General features: G+C 67.3%; 21 protein-coding genes. 8 read left to right on the top strand and 13 right to left on the bottom strand.

All coding sequences use genetic code 11. The features are described 5' to 3' along the window. Together QJS31_RS32550 and QJS31_RS32545 are read right to left on the bottom strand one after the other, a co-directional pair. The coding region (locus QJS31_RS32550; protein WP_306358535.1) for an alanine--tRNA ligase-related protein at positions 1-1,185 on the bottom strand (1,185 nt) is incomplete at its 3' end. Between the two features lie 280 nt (positions 1,186-1,465). Then, on the bottom strand, positions 1,466-1,648 hold the full coding sequence (locus QJS31_RS32545) for a hypothetical protein (protein WP_282779803.1): 183 nt from the start codon (positions 1,646-1,648) through the stop codon (positions 1,466-1,468). A gap of 251 nt (positions 1,649-1,899) precedes the next feature. Here QJS31_RS32545 and QJS31_RS32540 point away from each other — a divergent pair, with 251 nt between their 5' ends. Continuing rightward, positions 1,900-2,463, top strand: coding sequence for a hypothetical protein (locus tag QJS31_RS32540; RefSeq protein WP_306358534.1), 564 nt, complete (start codon positions 1,900-1,902; stop codon positions 2,461-2,463). A gap of 43 nt (positions 2,464-2,506) precedes the next feature. Here the strand turns inward: QJS31_RS32540 and QJS31_RS32535 are convergent, their stop codons facing one another. Both QJS31_RS32535 and QJS31_RS32530 read right to left on the bottom strand, forming a co-directional pair. Next, positions 2,507-2,842 (bottom strand): hypothetical protein, encoded by a 336-nt coding sequence (locus QJS31_RS32535; protein ID WP_306358533.1) that lies wholly within the window; start codon positions 2,840-2,842, stop codon positions 2,507-2,509. 2 nt (positions 2,843-2,844) lie between these two features. Beyond that, a complete protein-coding gene (locus QJS31_RS32530) occupies positions 2,845-3,174 on the bottom strand; it encodes a hypothetical protein (RefSeq protein ID WP_306358532.1) in 330 nt (109 codons plus the stop codon). A 170-nt stretch (positions 3,175-3,344) separates the two neighbouring features. On the opposite strand from QJS31_RS32530, the gene QJS31_RS32525 reads away from it, so the two are divergent. Next, entirely contained in the window at positions 3,345-3,875 is a 531-nt protein-coding gene (locus QJS31_RS32525; RefSeq protein WP_306358531.1) for a hypothetical protein, read from the top strand. A 553-nt stretch (positions 3,876-4,428) separates the two neighbouring features. Here QJS31_RS32525 and QJS31_RS32520 read toward each other — a convergent pair. From QJS31_RS32520 to QJS31_RS32510, 3 genes are all read right to left on the bottom strand, one after another. Next, positions 4,429-5,136 carry a histidine phosphatase family protein gene (locus tag QJS31_RS32520; RefSeq protein ID WP_282779794.1) on the bottom strand — a complete coding sequence of 236 codons (708 nt, stop codon included), beginning with the start codon at positions 5,134-5,136 and terminating at the stop codon, positions 4,429-4,431. Between the two features lie 253 nt (positions 5,137-5,389). Further along, entirely contained in the window at positions 5,390-6,148 is a 759-nt protein-coding gene (locus QJS31_RS32515) for a DeoR/GlpR family DNA-binding transcription regulator (protein ID WP_282779792.1), read from the bottom strand. Positions 6,149-6,171: 23 nt separating this feature from the next. Then, positions 6,172-8,154 (bottom strand): PTS mannitol transporter subunit IICBA, encoded by a 1,983-nt coding sequence (locus tag QJS31_RS32510; RefSeq protein WP_306358530.1) that lies wholly within the window; start codon positions 8,152-8,154, stop codon positions 6,172-6,174. A 198-nt stretch (positions 8,155-8,352) separates the two neighbouring features. Between QJS31_RS32510 and QJS31_RS32505 the strand changes: the two genes are divergently transcribed. Beyond that, positions 8,353-9,411 (top strand): zinc-dependent dehydrogenase, encoded by a 1,059-nt coding sequence (locus QJS31_RS32505; RefSeq protein ID WP_306358529.1) that lies wholly within the window; start codon positions 8,353-8,355, stop codon positions 9,409-9,411. A 100-nt stretch (positions 9,412-9,511) separates the two neighbouring features. Next, positions 9,512-10,723 (top strand): cytochrome P450, encoded by a 1,212-nt coding sequence (locus QJS31_RS32500; protein WP_282779786.1) that lies wholly within the window; start codon positions 9,512-9,514, stop codon positions 10,721-10,723. 37 nt (positions 10,724-10,760) lie between these two features. Here the strand turns inward: QJS31_RS32500 and QJS31_RS32495 are convergent, their stop codons facing one another. Beyond that, positions 10,761-11,960 carry a styrene monooxygenase/indole monooxygenase family protein gene (locus tag QJS31_RS32495; protein WP_306358528.1) on the bottom strand — a complete coding sequence of 400 codons (1,200 nt, stop codon included), beginning with the start codon at positions 11,958-11,960 and terminating at the stop codon, positions 10,761-10,763. 120 nt (positions 11,961-12,080) lie between these two features. Here QJS31_RS32495 and QJS31_RS32490 point away from each other — a divergent pair, with 120 nt between their 5' ends. After that, on the top strand, positions 12,081-14,603 hold the full coding sequence (locus QJS31_RS32490; RefSeq protein ID WP_306358527.1) for an AAA family ATPase: 2,523 nt from the start codon (positions 12,081-12,083) through the stop codon (positions 14,601-14,603). 247 nt (positions 14,604-14,850) lie between these two features. Here the strand turns inward: QJS31_RS32490 and QJS31_RS32485 are convergent, their stop codons facing one another. The 4 genes from QJS31_RS32485 to QJS31_RS32470 all read right to left on the bottom strand — a co-directional run bounded on the left by QJS31_RS32485 (position 14,851) and on the right by QJS31_RS32470 (position 18,111). Continuing rightward, positions 14,851-16,242: an aldehyde dehydrogenase family protein gene (locus QJS31_RS32485; RefSeq protein ID WP_306358526.1), complete on the bottom strand. Its 1,392-nt coding sequence runs from the start codon at positions 16,240-16,242 to the stop codon at positions 14,851-14,853. Further along, positions 16,242-17,333, bottom strand: coding sequence for a phenazine antibiotic biosynthesis protein (locus tag QJS31_RS32480; protein WP_306358525.1), 1,092 nt, complete (start codon positions 17,331-17,333; stop codon positions 16,242-16,244). The genes QJS31_RS32485 and QJS31_RS32480 overlap by 1 nt, the downstream gene beginning before the upstream one ends. A gap of 274 nt (positions 17,334-17,607) precedes the next feature. Then, entirely contained in the window at positions 17,608-17,811 is a 204-nt protein-coding gene (locus tag QJS31_RS32475) for a cold-shock protein (protein WP_029927571.1), read from the bottom strand. A 153-nt stretch (positions 17,812-17,964) separates the two neighbouring features. Further along, positions 17,965-18,111, bottom strand: coding sequence for a hypothetical protein (locus QJS31_RS32470; protein WP_282784044.1), 147 nt, complete (start codon positions 18,109-18,111; stop codon positions 17,965-17,967). Between the two features lie 132 nt (positions 18,112-18,243). Here QJS31_RS32470 and QJS31_RS32465 point away from each other — a divergent pair, with 132 nt between their 5' ends. The 3 genes from QJS31_RS32465 to QJS31_RS32455 all read left to right on the top strand — a co-directional run bounded on the left by QJS31_RS32465 (position 18,244) and on the right by QJS31_RS32455 (position 20,373). Next, positions 18,244-18,900 (top strand): CPBP family intramembrane glutamic endopeptidase, encoded by a 657-nt coding sequence (locus QJS31_RS32465; protein ID WP_306358524.1) that lies wholly within the window; start codon positions 18,244-18,246, stop codon positions 18,898-18,900. A 125-nt stretch (positions 18,901-19,025) separates the two neighbouring features. Further along, positions 19,026-19,223 carry a hypothetical protein gene (locus QJS31_RS32460; RefSeq protein ID WP_306358523.1) on the top strand — a complete coding sequence of 66 codons (198 nt, stop codon included), beginning with the start codon at positions 19,026-19,028 and terminating at the stop codon, positions 19,221-19,223. A 19-nt stretch (positions 19,224-19,242) separates the two neighbouring features. Further along, complete coding sequence (locus tag QJS31_RS32455) at positions 19,243-20,373, top strand: SPFH domain-containing protein (protein ID WP_306358522.1); 1,131 nt, start codon at positions 19,243-19,245, stop codon at positions 20,371-20,373. Positions 20,374-20,384: 11 nt separating this feature from the next. On the opposite strand, the gene QJS31_RS32450 is transcribed toward QJS31_RS32455, so the two are convergent. Beyond that, positions 20,385-20,930: an LGFP repeat-containing protein gene (locus QJS31_RS32450; protein WP_306358521.1), complete on the bottom strand. Its 546-nt coding sequence runs from the start codon at positions 20,928-20,930 to the stop codon at positions 20,385-20,387. Positions 20,931-21,099 lie beyond the last annotated feature (169 nt).

Raw genomic sequence — 21,099 nt, 5'->3', positions numbered from 1 at the left:
CGCGTCGCGGCCCGCGATGACGGTGGAGCCGGTCGCACGCAGCTTCGCCGCGGTCGCGTCGAAGATCGTCGTTCCGGACTTCAGGGTCTGGGAGAAGGACGTCTCCTCGGCCACGGCGACCCGTTGGATACGGTCACGTTCTTTCAGCACGTCAGGATAGACAGGGCTCATCACCTCGATCGTGCGGTCCACGAGATCGTGCACGACGGGGTCGTTGGCACCGAGCAGGCGCATCGTGCGCACCGCACGCCGCAGGATCCGCCGCAGGACATAGCCGCGCCCGTCGTTGGACGGCGCGACGCCGTCGCTGATGAGCATCGTGCTGGTCAGAATGTGATCGGCCACCACACGCAGCGCGATGTCGGTCTTCCGGTCGGCACCGTATCGCGCGCTAGTCACGCTCGCCGCGAGATCCACGATGCGGCGCGTGGTGTCGATGTCGAAGATCGTGTCCACGCCTTGGAGCAGCATGGCGATTCGCTCGAGCCCTAGCCCTGTATCGATGTTGCGCTGCGGCAGGTCGCCGATGATCGGGTAGCCGTCCTTCGCCGGGCCTTCTCCTCGAATGTCCTGCATGAACACGAGGTTCCAGATCTCCAGGTACCGTTCGTCGTTGGCCGCTGGGCCGCCGTCGCGCCCGAACTCGGGGCCACGGTCGTAGCAGATCTCCGAGGCCGGTCCGCACGGTCCGGGTACGCCCATGGACCAGAAGTTTTCCGACATCCCCAGCCGCTGGATCCGCTCGGCGTGTACTCCGATGCGGTGCCGCCAGATGTCTTCGGCTTCGTCGTCATCGAGGTAGACCGTCACCCAGAGCTTGTCCTCGGGGAGTCCCAGACCGCCGTCACCGACGGGGCGGGTGAGGAATTCCCATGCGAACTCGATCGCTTCGGCCTTGAAGTAGTCGCCGAAGGAGAAGTTGCCGAACATCTGGAAGAACGATCCGTGTCGACTCGTCTTGCCGACTTCCTCGATATCGACTGTGCGGACGCACTTCTGCAGGCTCGTCGCTCTGCGGAACGGAGCCGGCGCCTCGCCTAGGAAGTACGGTTTGAACGGTGCCATGCCCGCGTTGATCAGCAGCAGCGTCGGATCGGCTGCGATCAGCGATGCGGAGGGGACCACGGTGTGGCCTCGCTGCTCGAAGAATCGAAGCGCACGATCACTGATCTCGGCGGATTTCATCGCTGCCTTTCCCATGCGTCGGGGTGTTCGCCGCTGATCGGCCTGGCGGCGGAACTGATGGTGTTCAGGTGCAATTCACCACCGACGACCGGTTATGTCCAGCCATTATCCGGCTGGGTGATGGGCCGCAGCGCGTACAGACTCCCTCCGGTGCTGCAGCGACAGCCCAAACTGTGTGTACGCGAATCCTGCAGCAGGTGGGCGAGTTCGGGCAGCAGGTCCTCACCGGTTACGCGCGGTGCTCGGATGGCTACCACTGGTGCTCGCAGCTCCCGCTCCGTTATGACAGGTGGAGCCGGAACAACAGCTGGCACAGCGGATTTTCGCACCATCGCGCGGCGCCGACGTGATGATCGTCGTGGTGCCTGAGCAGCGCGTCGATGATAGTCGCCAGGTTGCTCCGCAGCATGTTCCGCTCCGACAGCAGATGATGCCACTGCTGCTGATCGATGTCCCAACTCATCGTCTACCTCCCGCGAGCCCGTCCCACAATATGAGATACAGGCAGCTCTCCCGATCGCTCCCTATTGACGGAGCGAGTGAGCGCCTTCTGGCGCCACGTACCTATTCTGACCTGCTGTTTTGAGTGCTATTCAAAGAAAGTCGATCGGCTGAGAGTGCGAGTCACCGGTAGTTAACGAGTAGTCAACCGATAGTCAAAGACAGATATTGAATGGTGGATGGCAGAGAAAGAGAGTCATAGATAGTCTTAGGTTGTCCGACGAAGAGGAGACCGCTATGCCGGCGCGTCTGGCCAAGCCGACCGACGTACCCGAGAAGCACGCCCCGTTGATCGAGATGCTGTGGCGGTTCTACATCGCTGCGGGCGAACCCTCGATGAGGAAGATCGCCGACGCAGTTCAGGAACTCGACGAGGATCAGCGGAAGAGCACCGCTAACCACGAGACCGTCCGCAAGACACTGAGGGCCATAAATCTGCCGCAACAGGAGACCGTGGAAGTGATCTTCCTGGCGCTATGCCACCTCGCCGACGTGGACCCGGACGACATCGAGCCCAGCGAAGACGACAACTCCGGCTACAACGGCTGGGACCAGGAGCCGTCCAGGTCCCACCGTGAAGAACTCCTCCGTAACTACCTCCTAGCCAGACACGGTTCGGTGCCCACGCTGCCCCGGACGCGCGAGGTGAAGGCCCGGCAGGAAGCCGAGTGGGAAGCCCGTCAGAGCAGCCATGGGTCATTTGGGTCGCTGAGGTCCGAGGCCGACCCCTGGGGCAGCGTGGCGAAGTCGAGCCCTGATGACGAACCACCGTTCTAAAGACCCGGATGCCCAGGTATCGCCAAGGATCGAATCTGCGATCTCAGCGTTCGTGGAAGTCTTCTCGCCAGTCCCAGTCGATTTCAGTGGGCTGTGAAGATCCTCGGTGAGTGAGGTCGGGGGTCTCGTACACCGACGCGTGGGGGCTCAGGATGGTCGGATGCCGTAGATCCTCGATCGCCTTACCCAGCAAGGAGTTCGCCTCGTTGCTGAGCCGGTCCAGCTGCTCGCGCTGTCCGGGGTCGGTGACCGCGGCACGCTGGGCGTCGAGATTTTCGAGGTTCTCATGCAGTTGTTGCAGAGCTTTTGCCTCGGCCCCACCGCGCTGGCGGTTCAGCTCGGTGATGATCTGCTCGTAGGTCTTGTTCGGTTGCTGCATGATCAGCTCTCCGCAGAAAGTGGCAGTGTGCCGCCGGATCGGTACCCAGGAAGTATTTCGGCACGCTCCTCCTCGGTGAGGTTGAGCAGCCAGATCACACCCCACGGCTTGTCACGGTTGTCGATCCACACTGCGGCCCGTGTCTCCCGCAGCAGCACCGCCCGCGCATGGCTGTGCTTGGGCTCGGCGGTCCCGGCGTCGAACTCGTCGAGCTTGTCCTGCCGCACAGTGGTCGCCCAGCCCACTTGGCCCGGACTTCCGGTCAGCTCGGGCCAGCCTGCCGCCCGAGCCTTGGCCGCGTTGTGTGCGTTGATGGCGTCGTAGTCACCCATCGAACAATGGTGCGCCACAAGCGATCCCTACGTATACACCTGAAGCATGCCGCGCGAATTGGTGAGCGGTGGTCAGTTCGTCAGAGGGTGGGATAAGTAGAGCAGTGGTTGCCGACACGCGAGCTTTAGGATCGGACGGGTGTAGCTGCTGCGCGTCTACGGTGAGCGGCATGGTCAGCGGACTCGACATGGCGGCGTTGTTGCCGCCGGGGCACCACAACGACCGAGATGGTTTGGTGGCGCTATTGGCCGAAGCGGCTCGGCGGTTCGATGGCGTCCCTCACCAGACGCCGCTGCCGGTGGTGTGGCTGGGCCGCTGCTATCACGGGTTCGCGGCGGTCGGTCTGGTCAGCATGGTGGTGTACGAGCAGTACATGTCGGTTCCCTCCGAATGTCGGTCTGTGGCCGAAGCCTGCAGGGCGGCCTGCGACGAGCTCGGTGCAGTTCTCGGCGAGACGCTCGCGGAGAAATTCGCTCTAGACGAGGGCTCGACCGAACGGGCGTACGGCGACCCGATGATGGCCTGGGATGGCCCGGACCTGTCCGGTTGTGTGGGACAGATGCTGCGCCTGGCGCTGGGAATGCGGGAGATCTGCGAACTCCTTGCCGCTGACACGAGCGTGATGCCCGACCAACGCAAGGCAGCCGCACGCGCTGCGGCGATGGCGAACCGTATCTGGATGCAGTACGGGGTGGGGTGACAGGTCTCGTAGCGTGAACGCCGTTGTGCGCCTTCATTGATGGTGTCAACCCTCGCGGTCGGCGGGCACGACCCACCACGCCTGTGGAACCCGGGGGTTTCTGGGGCGTAGGGGGCGCGTATCGCGGACAACGCTGTGATGCCGGTGGGTCGGTTCCCAGCCGCCCCATACGGCGTGGGACGGGCAACGTCGAAGAAGGCGTTTCTAACTGCCGATGCACGGCGCTGCCCGTTCCACCCAGCCGTGAAATCCCTGGTCAGGCTGGGACGGTTTGGCATCAAATTTGGCATCACGACGGGGTGGAACTCATCGGACAGGATGGGATCGGGTGGATACCGTGGACGATTGGTAGTCCGCTGACCTGCACAGATAGGACGTGACGGTATGCGGTGACACGTGCGGGACTGTTTCCCGTTGGCTCATAACCCAGAGGTCGCAGGTTCAAATCCTGTCCCCGCTACTACAGAAGGCGGTCCTGACCAATTAGGTTTCAGGACCGCCTTCGGCTTTTCACGATGCTTGGCAGTGGCAGCATGCCGAGCGGAAGAATACGTCAGCCGAGGTCCGGGTGGCCGACCCACTCGACAATTGTCCAGCCCTTCTGCGGGCTGCCCTCGAGAACGACACGGCCGCCGTTGTGGATCGGATCGGTGCCGAGTTTGCCCTTGTCGGCGTTGTCGGCGTTCAGCATCGACCAGAACATGATGGTGCCGCCGTGTGAGAAGATCACCGGGTTGGCGCAGTTGCGGCGCTGCACGTCGAGCAGTGCCTGATCGACGCGGCTGTCGAACTCGTTGCCGTCGATGGAACCTGGAATCCGTGCGTCAAGGTCGCCGGAGAGCCACTTGATCGGCGCCTGTAGATACCCGGACAGCGCCTCGGACTCCGGGGTGCCCTCGTAATCGCCCGCCTCGATCTCCCGGAAACCGGGCCGAATATCGAGACTCAGGTCATGCTCGGCGATGGTCGGTGCCGCAGTCTGCTCGGTACGCACCATAGTGGACGCGAACGCACAGTCGAAGTTCTCATCGGCCAACTGGATGGCCAGGTTGTCTGCCTGCGTCCGGCCGCGCGGAGTCAGGTCGGGTCCGGGCACCTTGGTGTCGATCAGCCCGGAGGCATTGCCGACGGACTCGGTATGCCGCACCAGGGTGATGACCATGTCGCCGGAGCCGCTGCCCGAGCTGCTGCCGGAGCTCCCGAGGTCGATATCGGCGGACGCGACGCCGATGCTGGCGATCGCGGCCGCGACCGCGGTCACGGCCGCCGCAACGGAGGTTCGAAGAGAACGGATGCGCATGGGTGGGAATGCCTTTCATCGTGGCGAACGCCACTTCAGGTATCCCGGAGAACCGGGATCTGGGGTGTCGCGTCTCACACAAGCAGCTGTGCGTACGGACCAACTACGAGGTATCCCATTCATCGGGATCTTTCGCCCACCGGACCGTACGTGGGCGAAACCACCGGTAGCGCACACCGCAAACGCGACGTCCAGACCTTCCTCCGACTCCCGCTCAGGCCCGTACCACCGTCGGCCCGAGTGCCTCGAACCGCTGCGCCTGCGCCGGATCCAATTCCGCCCCGGTGACGATCGCCTCGAGATCACCGATCTCGGCGAACCGGCAGAAGCTGGTCATGCCGAATTTTCCGTCCGCCGCGACCAGGATGCGGCGGGCGCAGCGGCGGACCGCCAACCCCTTGACCGCCGCGACGGCCGGATCGGGGGTGGTGAGGCCGTGGTCGAGGGAGATGCCGTTGGTGCCGAGGTAGGCGAGGTCGATGGTGAGTTCGTCGAGCATGCGCAGGGCCCAGTGGTCGACGGTGGCGAGGGTGCGGCCACGCATGCGGCCGCCGAGGAGCAGGACGGTGACGGTGTCGCTGTCGGCGAGGGCTTCGGCGGCCAGCAGGGAGGCGGTGACCACGGTCAGTTCCCGGTCGGCGAGCTTCTCGGCGATCAGGCGCGGAGTGAATCCTTCGTCTATGTAGACGGTTTCGGCGCCGTGCAGCAGGTCGGCCGCGGCGGCGGCGATGCGGTGCTTCTGCGCCAGATCCACCCGGCTGCGGTACTCGAGGCTGGATTCGAAGGCCGCGCTCTCCAGCGGGATCGCCCCGCCGTGTACCCGCTTGACCAGGCGGCGGTCCGCGAGCAGCCGCAGGTCCCGGCGGATGGTCTCGGCCGCCACCCCCAGTTCGGTGGCGAGGCCGAGTACGTCCACCCGGCCGCGCGTCCGGGCGAACTCCAAGATCTGCGACTGCCGCGAATCCGAATCCACGAGCAACATTCTGCTGTATGGCCTCAGCTGTGGCGGGGACCGAGGACCGCCCGAATCTCCGCCGCCGTGTTCGCGTCGCGCAACCGAGCCACCTGATCGGTGTCCGCGAAGACCTGGGCGATCCGGGAGAGCAGTGCCAGATGGTCGTCTCCGGTTCCGGCGATGCCGATGACGAATTCGACCGGATTCCCGTTCCAGTCAACGGGTTCGCGGTAACGCACCACCGACAGCCCGGTGCGGCGGATGTCGTCCTTGGCCGCATTGGTGCCGTGCGGAATGGCGAGCCCGTTGCCCATGAACGTGGAGACCGAATCTTCGCGTTCATGCATGGCCGCGACATAGGACTCCGCGACCGCCCCGGCGGCGACCAGCAGCCCGCCCGCCTCGTCGATGGCCCCGGCACGGGTGGCGGCGGTACCGGAGAGCACGATCGACTCGTCCGGGAGCAGCTCGCCCGATTCCGTGGATTCGGCTGGTACATCGCCGCCGTCGGCCCGGGCGACCAGCGCGACGATCTCGTCGTACTCGGGACTGTTCATGAAGTCGTCGACCGACACATGGAGGGCGGAGGGCGTCCGTTCGCGCGCTCGGTCGGTCAGATCCCGGTGGGTGACCACGAGGTCGTACTCGTCGCTCAGGTTCGCGATCGCCCGATTGACGACGGTGACCTCCGTGTATCCCGCGTCGCGAATCCGCTTGCGCAGCACCGAGGCTCCCATGGCCGAGGAGCCCATCCCGGCGTCGCAGGCGAAGACGATGGTCGAGATCTGCTCCGGGGCGGTCAGGGTGGCCGTCGAACCGGTGCCCATCGAGTTCAATGCGGCGGCGGCCACCGACCGCTTGCCCTTCAGCGCCTCCATGGCGGCGGTGGCCTCGCCCAGATCGGGTTCGTCGACCGCTCGATCGGTCCGCAACAGCACGGCCGCGACCAGGAAGCTGACCGTCGCCGCGCCGACCACCGACAGCGTCACGCCCAGATAGCTGTCATTGGCCGTCTGCGCGAAGACCGCGATGATCGAACCGGGTGCGGCCGGAGCACGCAGGCCGGAATCGAACAGCACATTGATCATGACGCCGGTCATGCCGCCGGCGATCATGGCCGCGATCAGCTTCGGCTTCATCAGCACGAACGGGAAGTAGATCTCGTGAATGCCGCCGAGGAAGTGGATGATCGCCGCCCCCGGCGCGGAACTGCGGGCCACTCCCCTGCCGAACACCATGAACGCCACCAGCAGTCCCAGACCCGGCCCCGGGTTGGCCTCCAGCAGGAACAGGATCGACTTGCCGTCCTCGCTGGCCTGATTGGTGCCCAGCGGCGTCAGGATGCCGTGGTTGATCGCGTTGTTGAGGAACAGCACCTTGGCCGGTTCGATGAAGATCGATGTCAGCGGCAGCAGGCTGTGCTCGACCAGGAAGTCCACCACATTGCTGGCCAACCGGCTGAATCCGGAGACCAGCGGGCCGATGCCGAAGAAGCCCACGACCGCCATGGCGGCACCGGCGATACCGGCCGAGAAATTGTCCACCAGCATCTCGAAGCCGGGTCGAATCCGACCGTCCCACAGGGCATCCAGTTTCTTGATCAGCAGGGCGCCGAGCGGGCCCATGATCATCGCGCCGAGGAACATGGGCACATCCGCACCGGCGATCACGCCCATGGTGGCGATGGCGCCCACGACAGCGCCGCGGGTGTCGTAGACGATGCGGCCGCCGGTGGCGCCGATCAGGATCGGCAGCAGGTAGGTGATGGTCGGCCCGACGATGCCGCCACCGTCGTATTCACCCCAGCCGCCGATGTGGGCGACCCAGCTGCTCGCACCCACGTCACCGGCGAGGGAGGTGATCCAGCCCTTCTCGATGAACAGGGCGGTGAGCAGGCCCCAGGCGATGAAGGCGCCGATATTGGGCATGACCATGCTGGACAGGAACGTGCCGACGCGCTGCACGTGGACGCGGGTGCCGCCGCGGACTTCCGCCGGGGCCGCATGCGGTGGGGATACAGACATTGTGACTTCCTCTGAGCAGTAGATCAGACATGTGACGCCAGCCACATCCCTAGCAGTAGTAGACCGCAGAAGCGGGCACACTGACAAGCGATCGGGCGCAAATGGGCACAGAATTGTGTGGATTTGTGCCCGAATGGCCGTTACGGTGGATTGGAGCGATCGGCTCACGGCCCGAAACGGCGGAAGGAACACGAATCCATGAAGGCCCTGCGCTACTACGCACCCGAGGACCTCCGGCTGGAGGACATCGCGGAACCCGAGTGCGGTCCGGACCAAGTCAAACTCCGGGTGCGCAACTGCTCGACCTGCGGCACCGACGTCAAGATCCGCCGCAGCGGGCACCAGAACCTCACGCCCCCGAGGACTCTCGGCCACGAGATCGCGGGCGAGGTCGTCGAGGTCGGCGCGGCGGTGAACGACCTGTACGGCGCCGACTGGCGAGTCGGCGACCGGGCGCAGGTGATCGCCGCCGTGCCGTGCGGGAAATGCCACGAGTGCGCCAGGGGCTGGATGGCGGTGTGCCAGAACCAGACCTCGGTCGGCTACCAGTACGACGGCGGTTTCGCCGAATACATGATCGTGCCGAGTCAGGTGCTGCGCGTCGACGGCCTGAATCGGATCCCCGACACGGTCGACTACGACGAAGCCTCCGCGGCCGAACCGCTCGCCTGCGCCATCAACGCGCAGGAACTGCTCGGCATCGAGGCCGGCGATACGGTCGTCGTCTTCGGCGCAGGGCCGATCGGGTGCATGCACATTCGCATCGCGCGCGGCGTATACCGTTGCGGCCCGGTCTATCTCATCGACGTGAACGCCGAACGCCTGGAGCTGTCGGCGAACGCGGTGCGACCCGACGAGGTCATCGATGCCTCGTCGACCGATGCGGTCGCCCGCGTACTGGAACTGACCGGCGGCCGCGGCGCGGACGTGATCATTACCGCCACCGCCGCCAACATCACCCAGGAGCAGGCCATCGCCATGGCCGCCCGCAACGGCCGCATCTCCTTCTTCGGCGGCCTGCCCAAGACCAACCCGACCATCACCTGCGACTCCAATGTCGTGCACTACCGCCAGCTGCACATCCACGGCGCCAACGGTTCCGCACCCGAACACAACCGCCGCGCCCTCGACTACATCGCCACCGGTCAGGTCCCGGTGCGTGATCTCATCACCGACCGCATCCCGCTCGACCGGGTGCTCGACGCCTTCTCGACCGTGGAGAGCGGCACGGCCATCAAGGTGACCGTCCAACCCTGATCCGGCGGCGCGGGCTACCGATGCCCGCGACCTACCTATTCGGCGACCCTGTTGCGGACGCCGGAGAGCGAATCTCCGCACGACCATGGGGGTTTCGCTGGTGACCACACACCACGCGGTGGGAAGCGCCACCGAACCGTTTCCGCTGTACTCCGCGGCGTTCGCCGCCGATCCGAAGACCGCCTACAGCGAACTGCGGCGGCGCTACGGAGATATCGCGCCGGTGGAGTTGGCGCCCGGCATCCCGGCTTCGCTGGTGCTGGGCTACCGCACCGCTGTGGCGATCCTGCACGACCCGCAACGCTTTCCGGCCGATCCGCGGACGTGGCAGCGCGGGGTGCCCGCCGACTGCCCGGTGCTGCCGGTGCTGGAATGGCGGCCGATGGCGCTGCGCAACGACGGGGTGGCGCACACCCGCTACCGGCAGGCCAGTGTGGACGGGATCGGCGCTGTCGACCTGTACGACCTCGACGCCACGGTGGAGCGGATCGCGGTGCCGCTGATCACCGACTTCTGCGCCACCGGTGCCGCCGAACTGATCGGCCAGTACGCCGCGCCGCTGGCGTTCGGAGTGATGAACGCCCTGCTGGGGTGTCCGCCGGAGATCGGTCACCGGGTCGGGGAGGCCACCGTTCTGCTGTTCGACGGCACCGACGCCGAACGCGGCAACGTCATGCTCTCCGAGGCGGTGCGGGATCTCATCGTCACCAAGCGGGAACGGCCGGGCGACGACATCACCTCCCGGCTGGTGCGCCATCCCGCCGGATTCGACGATGTGGAACTGCTACACCAGGTCGCCATCCTGTACGGAGCGGGCATCGAGCCGTTGCAGAATCTGATCAGCAACGCGCTGCTGTTGATCCTGTCCGATCAGCGCTTCGCCGGTGATGTGCTCGGCGGCAGCCTCTCCACCCGCGACGCGCTCGACGAGGTGCTGTTCACCGACCCGCCGATGGCGAACTTCTGTGTCACCTATCCGCGTCAGCCCATGCTGGTCGGTGCTACCTGGCTGCCCGCGCATCAGCCGGTGGTGATCAGCATGGCCGCCTGTAACAACGATCCGGAGGTGGTCGCCGACGGTGGTCGGGTCGGCAACCGCTCGCATCTGGCGTGGGGCGCCGGTCCGCATGCCTGTCCGGCCCAGCCCGCCGCCTACCTCATCGCACAGAACGCCGTCGACCAGTTGCTCGACGCCCTGCCCGATATGCGTCCCGCGGTGCCGGTGGCCGAACTGGAGTGGCGGCCCGGACCGTTCCACCGGGCGTTGGCGGCGCTGCCGGTGGTGTTCCCGGCGACGCCGCCGTGGCGGTGAATCGGTGGTGGCGCTGAGGATCCGGACGGCGTGCGGATCAGGACGGTGTGCCCGCGAGCAGGTCCGATCCCGCGGGGTGCACGAAGGTCTCGGCGAAGGCGTCGGCGATGGTGCTGTCCCGGCTCGCGGCCAGCATGAGCCGTCCGAGCGATTCGGGCGGGTCCAGCAGGGTGAGCGTCCAGCGTGCGGCCGGATACGCGATATCGGTGAGCCAGGGTCCCGCCGTGGCCGCCATCCAGTTCCGGTCGAACGGGCCCCGCGGGTTGTCGATGATCGCTCGCGCGTAGTGCGTGCCACAGTGGACGGCGTTGTTGGCGCCCTGCGCGCCACCGGGATCCATCCGGCACACCACATCGGCCCCGCCCAGGATCGGTCGTCCGGACGGGAGCGCCCCGACCGGCTCCCGCATCACCGGTGTCACGCCACCGACCAGGGTGGCCCCGGCATCGGTCAGTTCGCCGCCGCGGAAACGATCGGAAATACCCGGCGGCAGGTGGCTGTCGAGCAGCTCCCGGGCCTGCCGCCACCGCTCGGTGGCCGTGCCCCGAGCATCCACGATATCCAGCGGACGTCCAGGAATGGCCGCGAAAAGCAGTGTTTCGCAGCGCCTTTCCTGGCCAGGAGGGCCGGTGAGCGCGGGTGCGGAAACCAGTTCGCCGAGTCCCGGGAGTGCCGCATAGGTCCCGAGGCCGTCCGGATCGGGCGTGACGCCGTCGAGGTAGAAGGCGCTCATACGCCGCGCCGGTTCGGTCGGCAGTGCCCACCTCGGGTCGTCGGCGAAGCAGGTTGCCAGTTCCCCGGACGCCCGGGTGACCACGGTCAGATCGTATCCCGCTGCGCGGCTGTCGATCTCGGCCACCGATGGAGATCCGATGGCCACCTCACCACCCGCGGCGACGAAGTCGGTGAGCCACCGGGCATGCGCCGTCCGCTGGTCGACGCTCTGCGCTGGCCGGCTGAACCGTCCCGACCACTGATCCACCACGCTGCCCTCCACCACCATGGTGAACCGGATGCCGAGCACCTCCGGTGCGAGGGTGCGCCAATGACCGAGTCCCGCAGCCGATTCCAGATCGAGCGTGCGCGGAAACTTCAACTGGGTGCTGGTCACCGACCCGGACAGCACCGCCTCCGCGTCGCGATCGGTGACCAGGGTTACCGGTATGCCGCCGTCGAGCAGACGCCGAGCGAGGGGTAGTCCACACTCACCGGCCCCCAGTACCTGCACGCGTGTCACGTCGACTCCTTTCGGTTCATGTCTGGTGCACATCGTCGGCCGATAGGTAGCCGCCCGACATCGGTAGCCGGATGCGCGATCGTCACACGTATCGGTAGCGGGCTGGGTAGGCTCCACGTCGTGTCGGTGCCTCCCCTACAGGACGTGGAAACGTCGGCGGCTGCATACGATTTCATCGGCCGCGACGACGAGTTGGACCGGATCGTGACGGCCCTGCTGAGCCCGGCCCGGCTGGTCACCCTGGTCGGCGCGGGCGGTATCGGCAAGACCCGGCTGGCGGTCGAGGTGACCCGGCGACTGCGCAAGGCCCGCCGCGCCCCCGTGTACTGGGTGCGATTGAGCCGTCTGGCGAAGGATGCCGCGCCGACTGCCGTGGCGGACGAAGTAGTGCGTTCGGTGGTCGACGGTGACTTCTCGGGCCGCTCGGCATGGCGGGCGCTGGTCGAGACCTTGGGCGCGGGGCAACGCGCCCGCGGACCCGCGCCGGTGCTGGTGCTCGACAACTGCGAGCATCTGCTCGCGGGGGCGGGGGACGTCATCTGCCGCCTGCTCGCCGAGGTGCCGGGGCTGACGGTGCTGGCCACCAGCCGGGAAACCATCGGCTGGATCGACGAACAGCGGATCGTCATCCCGCCCTTGACGCACGCTCACGCTGTGGAGCTGTTCCGGCGGCGCGCCGCGCTGACCGGCCGCCCCATCACCGACGAGCATGCCGACCTGGTGGCCTCGATCTGCGGTCAGGTGCACAACCATCCGCTCTACATTCAGCTGGCCGCGGCGCGCCTGCGCTATCAGCCGTTGCGGCTCATCCTGCGCGATCTCGGTGGCGCGGAGGCCGACCGGCGATTGGACTGGTCCGGCGGCCCGCGCCTGGGCCTGGACGAGCGGCACCGCGGCATCCGTGATGTGATCGCGTGGTCGTTCGAGCTGTGCGAGCCGAAGGAGCAGCTGCTCTTCGAGCGGATGTCGGTCTTCGCCGCCGGATACGACGTGCACCCCGATGACGCGGACGGCCGGTCGGCACCCGATACCGGCGCGGAACTGTCGGCGATCACGGCGGTGTGCGCCGACGACGAGCCGGACGGCCTGCCCGCACGCGAGATCGAGTCGCTGCTGGAGCGCCTGGTGGACCGATCGCTGGTGTTGATTCATCTCGACGCCGATATCCCGCGCTATTCGCTGCTGGAAAGCTGCCGGGTGTTCGCACAGCAGCGGTTGGCCGCACGGGACGCCACGGCCTGGGCGCGGCTCACCGACCGCCACCTGCGCCACTATCGCGACAGGGCCACCGCCGCCCGCACCGAGTGGGCCGACGGGCCGGAGGCGGAACTGCTGACCTGGGCGCGGGCCGCCTGGGACAATCTGTTGTGCGCCATCGACCGCAGTCAGGCCGGAGCCGACGGCACCGCCGGACTGGAGATCGCCATCGGTCTCATCGCCTTGCGAGTTCCGTTCCTGCGCGGCTCGTTGCGGGAATCACGCCGGTTGGCCGAACAGAGCTTGGCGACCGTGCTGGCGGCGGGAGTCGCGCCGGTACGGACACGGGTATCGGCGCGGGCGCTGATCGGCTGGGTCGCGCTGTGTCAGGGCCTGGCCGACGAGGCCGAGCGCATGCTGGACGAGTGCGTAGCCGAACTCGAGCCCGATCCGGAGCTGGTGGCCCGTTGGCGACGGCAACCGACCGTCGACGCGGGATTCCCGGCAGCCGTCGACTACCTGTGGGGCAGCGTGCTTCTGCTCGACGGCTCCGAGGTGTGCGCGCTTCCGGTGCTGGCACGGGCACGGGCCAAGTTCACCGCCGAGGGCGATCGCGGCGGGGCGATCATGGCCGAGCTGTTCGAAGCGCTGGCCGCGGGCTTCCACGGAACCGCCGAGGAGGCGCTCGATATCACCGCCCGGCATCTGGCCGGGATCGGCGACGACGGGCCGCGGTGGTCGAAATCCTGGGCCGAACTGGCTCGCTCGATCGCCCTCACCGCGCACGGCGACGCCGAGGAGGCCGCCGCGCTGATCCACGCGGCGCTGAGCTGGCAGCTGGGTATGCGCGATCGCTGGGGCGTGCTGTGGGCGGTGCACATGCGGTGCTGGACCCTGGCGCGCATGATCACCGACGGTACCGGCGGCGGGCGGGCGGTTCGGGAACGGGCCCGGGAGATCGGCTGGCTCGGTGGCGGCGCCGCGGCGCTGCGGCGCGAGATGGGCGTCGATCTGGCCAATCTGCGTCCCTTCGCCACGGCCACCGAGCACGCCTTGGCGGTTGCCCGCAAGACGCTGGGCGACCGTGAATTCGAGGCGTTCCTGCGGGAGGGTGAACTGCTCAGCCCGGCCACGAACGAGGTCGCCCGGCTGGCACTGGGCACCTGGTCACCGCAGCGCATCCCAACCGACCATCCGGTCCGTCGGCATCGACCTGCCCCGTGGCAGCAACTGTCCGCCGCCGAACGCGAGGTGGCGGTGCTGGCTGCCGCCGGATGGACCAACGCCGCCATAGCCACCCGCCGAGGCAGTTCCTCGCGTACCGTGGACGCGCAGGTCGCCGCCGTCCTGCACAAACTCATGATCCGGTCCCGCGCCGAGATCCTGCCCCTGCTGCCCGACACCGAACGGGCGCGTGCCGACCGTGAGGCGGCAGCGCCACGATGACCGGTCGTGCCGGTCACTCCCCCGCGCTCACGACACAGCGGAACGCTCACGACACAGCGGAACCGAGGTGGCAGGCGGAGGCGTTCCCGGTCTGCCCGTGCCGGGCCGCCGGGACGGTGTCGAAAGTAGTAGCGAATCACGGAGGCCCAGTGCGATACAGCCTTCGAATTCCCCTCGTCACCGATCCCACCTCCGGAACGGGCCGGCTGTCCTCCGGGGCTACTGGCCCGGCCGCGGTTCCCGGTCGTCACCCGTTGGGGATGAGGTCGGATCTGATCACGCCCTTGGTGCGCATGAGGAAGTCGCCGAGAAAGCCGTCGTGCGGGACGCCCGGCCGCAACCAGGTGGTGGGATGGTCGCCGAGGTAGACGTTGGTGATGGTCGGTTCGTCCAGGAGTGCGTCGATGAGGTCGCGGCGTCGCGTCATGGCGGTGAGGACCAGGGAATCGCGCAGCGGCGCGACGCCGTCGGCCGGTGACCACGGACCCACCCAGACGCAGGGGAAGGCCAACTCGATGCCGAGTTGTGGTGCGCCACTGTCGGATACGAGGTGGACGGCGGGGCGCAGGACCGCCGTGCCCGGGGCGATCTCATCCACGATGGTGTCACCGCCGAGCAGCGGCACGGCATCGCCCGCCACCCGGTGCAGGTAGTCGTCCATCGCCCGCGCCGATGCGGTGGACTGCACGGTCAGGGTCGCGTCGGGATGGTCGGCGGGCAGGCTGGGAACGGCGGCGAGTTCCGTGGCCAGCGCCCGCGCCAGCGGCTCCGGATCGCCCTCCACCAGGACGGCGGTGGCGCAGGTGCAGGCGGTGCCGCCCAGATGGCTGACCGATTCGGCGATCGTCCCGAGGTGGTCGCGCCATGCCACGTCGGCGGTCACCAGGACCTTGGACCGGCCCGGCCCCTGGGTGAGCACGTGGGGGCTGCCGCCGTACTTGTCCACCACATCCTGGCCGCCGTAGACGATCGCGAAGTCCGCCGCCTCGACCAGCGCGTCCGCGGCCGCGTAATCGGTGGGCAGCAGGGTGACCGACTCCGGTGGGAAGCCCGCCGTGCGCAGCGCGCTCACCAGACGGAACGCGGTGTACGGCTCCCGGGTGGACGGCCGCACCGCCACCTTGTAGCCGAGCGCCACCGCCTCCGGCCACAACCCGTGCACGGCGGGCGTATTTCCCGCCGCGTGCACCGCGAACACATCACCCTTGCGGGTCCAGACCCCGGAGCCGCCGAGGGTGCGCTGATCGTGCCAGTCGGCGACCGCGCCCCGCGGCATGGCGTATTCGAGGGTGGCGCGCTGTTCGCGCAGCACCTCGGCCACCCACCGCACCGACTGCCGGACCACCGCCAGCGGCACACCGGAGGCAGCGCAGACCAGGCGCTCGTACTCCCCGGGGTCCAAGCCGCCGATCACCGCATCGGTGAACAGGTCCGCCGCACGCTCCAGTGCGTCGAACCGTTCCGCGACCGGCAGGGGCGGCGTCGCCCGCATGGCCGTGAGGGTGCGGCGCACGTACAGTGTGGGCACCTGCGAGATCTCGCCGATCGGTGCGCCGGACAGGGTGGTGAGCGGTGTGCGCTCCCGGGAGCGATACGGCCCCCGCGGTCCGAGTGCGTCGATGTACACCGGTTCGCCCATCAGTACACCCCCTCGATCACGGCACTGCCGCCGAACGAGGTCATGGGCGCGACATCGGCGATCGAGCAGCCCGATGCGCCGGGTGGCGGCGGCACCTTCATGGCCAGGTCTCGTTCCGGATTATTGGGCAGGAGAGCGTATTTCGTCAGGTGGTGCATGACGACCTGGCCGCGCTCCCCGAATCCGACGCCGTCGCCGGTCTCGGGATCGATCACCTCGAAGGCGAGATACGGGCTGGGAGTGTCGAATACGGCCAGTCCGTCGGGGCGCTCCTCGTCCCTTTCCCTGGACATGCCGAGAATGGTGGTGCTCCCGTACAGGCCTGCGAGCGGGATGTCGGGAAAGATCTCCTGCCGGAAGATATCTCGCGAGTCCGCGTCCATGTGCGCACCGCTCCAGCAGATGAATTTCACCTGCTCGCGGATCCGCTCGACCAGCTCGTCCCGGCGCGCGATCCGCTCCAACAGCGGCGGCGTCGCGATCAGGATGCCGACCGACTGCGTGGTGAGTATCCGTGCCACCTGATCGACCAGATGCTCGGCGTACCGTTCGGTGTTCTCGGTGTCGCCCCGGGCGATCATCTGTTTGATCCACCGCGGATCCAGATCGATGGTGAACAGCACCCCGTCGTGTCGGCGCGCGCGCCGCCGCGCGAATTCGCCGAACATGTGTGGCCCGGTCGGCGCGACGGCGAGCGTGTTCATCGGCCCCAACTCCGCGTAGCGGTGCTCGTCCCAGCTCAGCGCGAATTCCATCCACGGCTCGAACATGACGAACCGCTTCGGCGCTCCCGTGGTACCGCCGCTCTCGTAGACCCCGGCGATCTCTCGGTCCGCACCCACCAGTCCGCGCGGTACGAGGTCCTCCACCGCGACATCGCGGAACTCGTCGATCACATTGGGAAATCTCCGCAGGTCCGAGAAGGTCCGAATCTCCGCGAGCGGGTCGAATCCCAAGGTCCGAGCCCGGCGCAGCCAGTACGGGCTACCGGTCTCCGGATCGAAATGCCATGCGATCACGGCCCGCACGTACTCGTCGGGTGCGGCCACGGCGTCGTCGTGTGCACTGAGGTCAAGGATTGATGGGCGCATTGCGCGGCCTCCGATGAACGCCCCGCCTCCGGGGTGGTACAGCTCCAGCGCGGCAAGCCTCCCCTCCACCGCCCCGAAACCGTCAGCACCCCAACGCAATCCGATCCGCCGATAGAACCCCCCGATGCCCCCGACCGGCCGCCGCGTTCTGTGCTGTCCGTCGCCCGGAACCAGACTTGGACCGTGGCGCGTCGCGCGACGCTCGCGAACCGCTACGTGCTCCGGAAAGCACGAAACCCGCGCCGATGGCGCGGGTTTCGGAGCTGATCCGCTCTCAGATGGCGCGGACGCTCTGGGCCTGCGGGCCCTTCTGACCCTGCCCGATCTCGAACTCCACTCGCTGACCCTCTTCGAGGGACTTGAAGCCGGAGCCGGAAATCTGGGAGTAGTGGACGAACACGTCGGGGCCGCCCTCATCCTGCGCGATGAAGCCGAAGCCCTTTTCGCCGTTGAACCACTTCACACTGCCTTGCGACATACTTCTCTTGCAACTTCCTGTTGTGAGCCGAGTGATCACATCAACAACCCGTGCTCGCCCCCCAGCATGTCACAGTGCGTCGGCCGAACCTAATCGCATGGTCGAACCGCGGACCGGATCGCCGGAGACGCCGCTGGTCAGGGGCACCGGCGATCAGGTGTTGCGGTGTTCGTCACGTGCGGTGTCGCTGCTGAATACGGGGCGGGACGCGGCCACCTCCTCCTCGGTCGGCGACGAGGTGCTTGCGGGTTCCTCGAGGTGGCTGAAGAGGCCGGACTGCGGTCGATCTTCACGGTTCATTCCTGAAGTCTGCTCCGAAATTCGGGAAAAACACCAATCCTGCGGTCGATCCGCGCGTGCGCGGTGCGTCGGTGGAGGTGTTCCACACTCCGGAGGCGGGCGCACCCGGCTCGGCCGGGCTAGATTCGAGGGGTGTCCATCGACGTCGACATCCGTACTCGGAAGGTATGGCTCGCAGTCGAATACGTGGTGCTGTTCTTCGGCGTCGCCGGTGCGTACGCGGTCGTGCTGCGCGGTGTGAGCCCGCTGCCGGTCCTGCTCGTGGTCGCCCTCGCCGTCACCGCGTACCTGTGCCGCTCCGGTTTCGACCGGCGGTCCTTCGGACGGATCCGCGCGCTCGCCGACGAGGCGCGCTCCATGATCGCGGCATGGTCGGCCGCCGCGGTGGGTCTCGCGATCGTCGTCGCGGTGTGGCAACCGGCCGCGCTGTTCGAGCTGCCGCGCGAGGATCCGCTGCTCTGGCTGCTGATCCTGGTGTTCTACCCGCTGGTGAGCGTCTACCCGCAGGAACTGCTCTACCGCGCTTTCCTCTTCCACCGCTACGCCCCGGTCTTCGGCGACGGACCGCGCATGGTGGCGGCCAGCGCCGCCGCCTTCGGCTTCGTGCACATCCTGTTCGGTAGCTGGATCTCGGTGCTGCTCAGCGGAGTCGCCGGATGCCTGTTCGCCGAACGCTTCCGCCGCACCCGCTCCCTCGTGGCGGTCTCCGTCGAACACGCCCTCTACGGCATCCTGATCTTCACCGTCGGATTGGGCCAGTTCTTCTACCACGGAGCCACCGCGAACTGAACCGGTGGACAGCCGCACCCCGCATTCCGGCCGGATTCGATTGCATCGCAGGTAATGTCGCGGTGGCGACAGGCGAGGAGTTCAGCCCGATGACAGACCCGGCGCCAGGGTTGACCGGTAGAATCGTGACTCCGGTCCGTGCCGCCGGTGGGATCGGAGAGGTACTGGTCACCATACGAGGGGGAACCGAACTGTATATCGCCCGTGCCGATGAGGCGCTCGATGTCGGGACCACCGTCCTGATCGTCGCGGTGCATCCGGGGCGGGTGGTGGATGTGGTGCCCTGGATTCCGCTCGACACGGGTGACGACCGAATGTCGTGAATGCGAGGTGGATCGAACCGTGTTGGGCTATCACGTGCCGAATCCGGACGAGGCGATGCTCGTCACCGGTGGGCGGACCAAGGACAATGCTCCCTTCCAAGTCTTCATCGGGCGCGGCTCGTGGGTGATGCCGTTCTTCCGGAAGGTGCGGTTTCTGTCGCTGGCCATGTTCGAGGCCGAGATCAAGGAGCGGTGTGTCACCAAACAGGCCATCCAGCTGGACGTGCGGGCGGTGATCGCCTTCAAGGTGGCCAATGACACCGGGTCGATAGTCAATGCGGCGCAGCGGTTTCTGTCCGAGCACGACCAGGAGATGTCGGTACTCACCGGGCGTATCTTCTCCGGACATCTGCGTTCCATCATCGGCTCGATGACCGTCGAGGAGATCATTCGGGAGCGGCAGCGGCTCGCCGACGAGGTGCTGGTCGCCTCGAAGGTGGAGATGAGCAATATCGGGTTGTGGGTGGATTCCTTCCAGATCCAGTCCATCGACGACGGCGGCCTCGGCTACATCACCGCGCTGGCCGCGCCGCACAATGCCGCGGTGCAGCGCGACGCGCAGATCGCGCAGGCCGAGGCCGCGCAGCGGGCGGCGCGCGCCGAACAGGAGTCGCTGCGCCGCCGCGCCGAGTACGAACGTGAGACCGCGCTGCTGCGCGCGGACTATCAGCGCGATATCGACAAGGCCAATGCCGAAGCGGCACAGTCGGGTCCGCTGGCGGAGGCCATCGCCAAACAGGAGGTGCTCACCGCGCAGGCCGAGCAGGCGCGCAAACAGGCCGAACTGCGCGAGCAGCAATTGCAGGCCGAGGTGGTGAAACCGGCGTTGGCCGAAGCGGAGAAGGTGCGCATCCTCGCCGAAGCCGAGGCCGACCGCACCCGTATTCAGGCGGAGGCGGCCGCGTCCAACAACCGCATCGCCCTCGACCAGTTGCTCATCGAACAACTGCCCGAGATCGTCCGCCAAGCCTCGCACGGCCTGGCCAATGCCAACCTCACCGTGCTCAACGGCCCCGACGGCGTCTCCGAACTGGTCAACAGCATGGTCGGCCAGGGCCTGACCGTCTTCAGTTCGCTACAGAAGGCGTTGTCCGCGAGCGAAGACGAGACACCACCGGATTCCGCACCTCGGAAACAGTCCCGTGAGTAGCCGAATCCGGCTCAGCCGACCGTGATCGCGCCGGTGTCGCTGTTCCACTCGATCCAGCCGCCCTGGAACTCACCGCGGCGGCCCTCGTCGCTGTCCTGCTCGCCGGAGGTCGGGAAGCCGAGCCGCCCGTTCTCGTAGCCCAGCTGCGCGTAGGCGTCGAAGATCGCGCCGTACACCGGATAGGTGCCCGCCGGGGAGTGATAGATGTTGCCCTGCTGGAAGCGGTTGAAGCGGCCCACCCCGTTCGGTGTCGGCAGCTCGCCGCTCACCGGCCAGCCCAGCGCGGAGGTCGGACCGCCGGTGTTCTCGTACTCATCACCGATCTGCCCGTACACCTCCCACGCACGGGTATCGGGGGTCCAGTAGATCGCGCCCTGCGCGAAATCCTGCTGCCGTCCGCCGTCGCGGTCCCGCTCGTCCCCGGTGCAGTCGCCCAACGGACCCGTCGGACCCGACACCTCGGCATAGCGCTTCCCGACCGCACCCGTCGGCCAGCAGCACTCGTCGTCCTCGGTCGCGCAGCCCGCGACCCCGAATATCGCCAAAGCCAAGCCCACGGCCACCACCGCGGCCCTCGAGATAGCCGGTAACACTGTCACCCCGCCTCTCACCGTCTGCACCAGATATACGGATGGGATGACACCGGGGCGAGCGGTGAAACATCCCCTGCGGATACCGCGTGCAGTCCGGGCGTGGCGCGCGGATGCGGCGGTCGGGTATCCGGCG

The sequence above is a fragment of the Nocardia sp. CC213A genome, from assembly GCF_030766805.1.
In the GTDB taxonomy this organism is placed as follows: domain Bacteria; phylum Actinomycetota; class Actinomycetes; order Mycobacteriales; family Mycobacteriaceae; genus Nocardia; species Nocardia otitidiscaviarum.
This window is presented reverse-complemented; position numbering and strand designations above follow the sequence as displayed.

What these genes read in the sequence shown, in the direction of transcription:
- QJS31_RS32470 (WP_282784044.1), bottom strand. Translation starts at nt 18,111, where the DNA reads ATGAACCGTGAAGATCGACCGCAGTCCGGCCTCTTCAGCCACCTCGAG.
- QJS31_RS32535 (WP_306358533.1), bottom strand. Translation starts at nt 2,842, where the DNA reads ATGCAGCAACCGAACAAGACCTACGAGCAGATCATCACCGAGCTGAAC.
- QJS31_RS32505 (WP_306358529.1), top strand. Translation starts at nt 8,353, where the DNA reads ATGAAGGCCCTGCGCTACTACGCACCCGAGGACCTCCGGCTGGAGGAC.
- QJS31_RS32545 (WP_282779803.1), bottom strand. Translation starts at nt 1,648, where the DNA reads ATGAGTTGGGACATCGATCAGCAGCAGTGGCATCATCTGCTGTCGGAG.
- QJS31_RS32525 (WP_306358531.1), top strand. Translation starts at nt 3,345, where the DNA reads ATGGTCAGCGGACTCGACATGGCGGCGTTGTTGCCGCCGGGGCACCAC.
- QJS31_RS32480 (WP_306358525.1), bottom strand. Translation starts at nt 17,333, where the DNA reads ATGCGCCCATCAATCCTTGACCTCAGTGCACACGACGACGCCGTGGCC.
- QJS31_RS32475 (WP_029927571.1), bottom strand. Translation starts at nt 17,811, where the DNA reads ATGTCGCAAGGCAGTGTGAAGTGGTTCAACGGCGAAAAGGGCTTCGGC.
- QJS31_RS32510 (WP_306358530.1), bottom strand. Translation starts at nt 8,154, where the DNA reads ATGTCTGTATCCCCACCGCATGCGGCCCCGGCGGAAGTCCGCGGCGGC.
- QJS31_RS32485 (WP_306358526.1), bottom strand. Translation starts at nt 16,242, where the DNA reads ATGGGCGAACCGGTGTACATCGACGCACTCGGACCGCGGGGGCCGTAT.
- QJS31_RS32530 (WP_306358532.1), bottom strand. Translation starts at nt 3,174, where the DNA reads ATGGGTGACTACGACGCCATCAACGCACACAACGCGGCCAAGGCTCGG.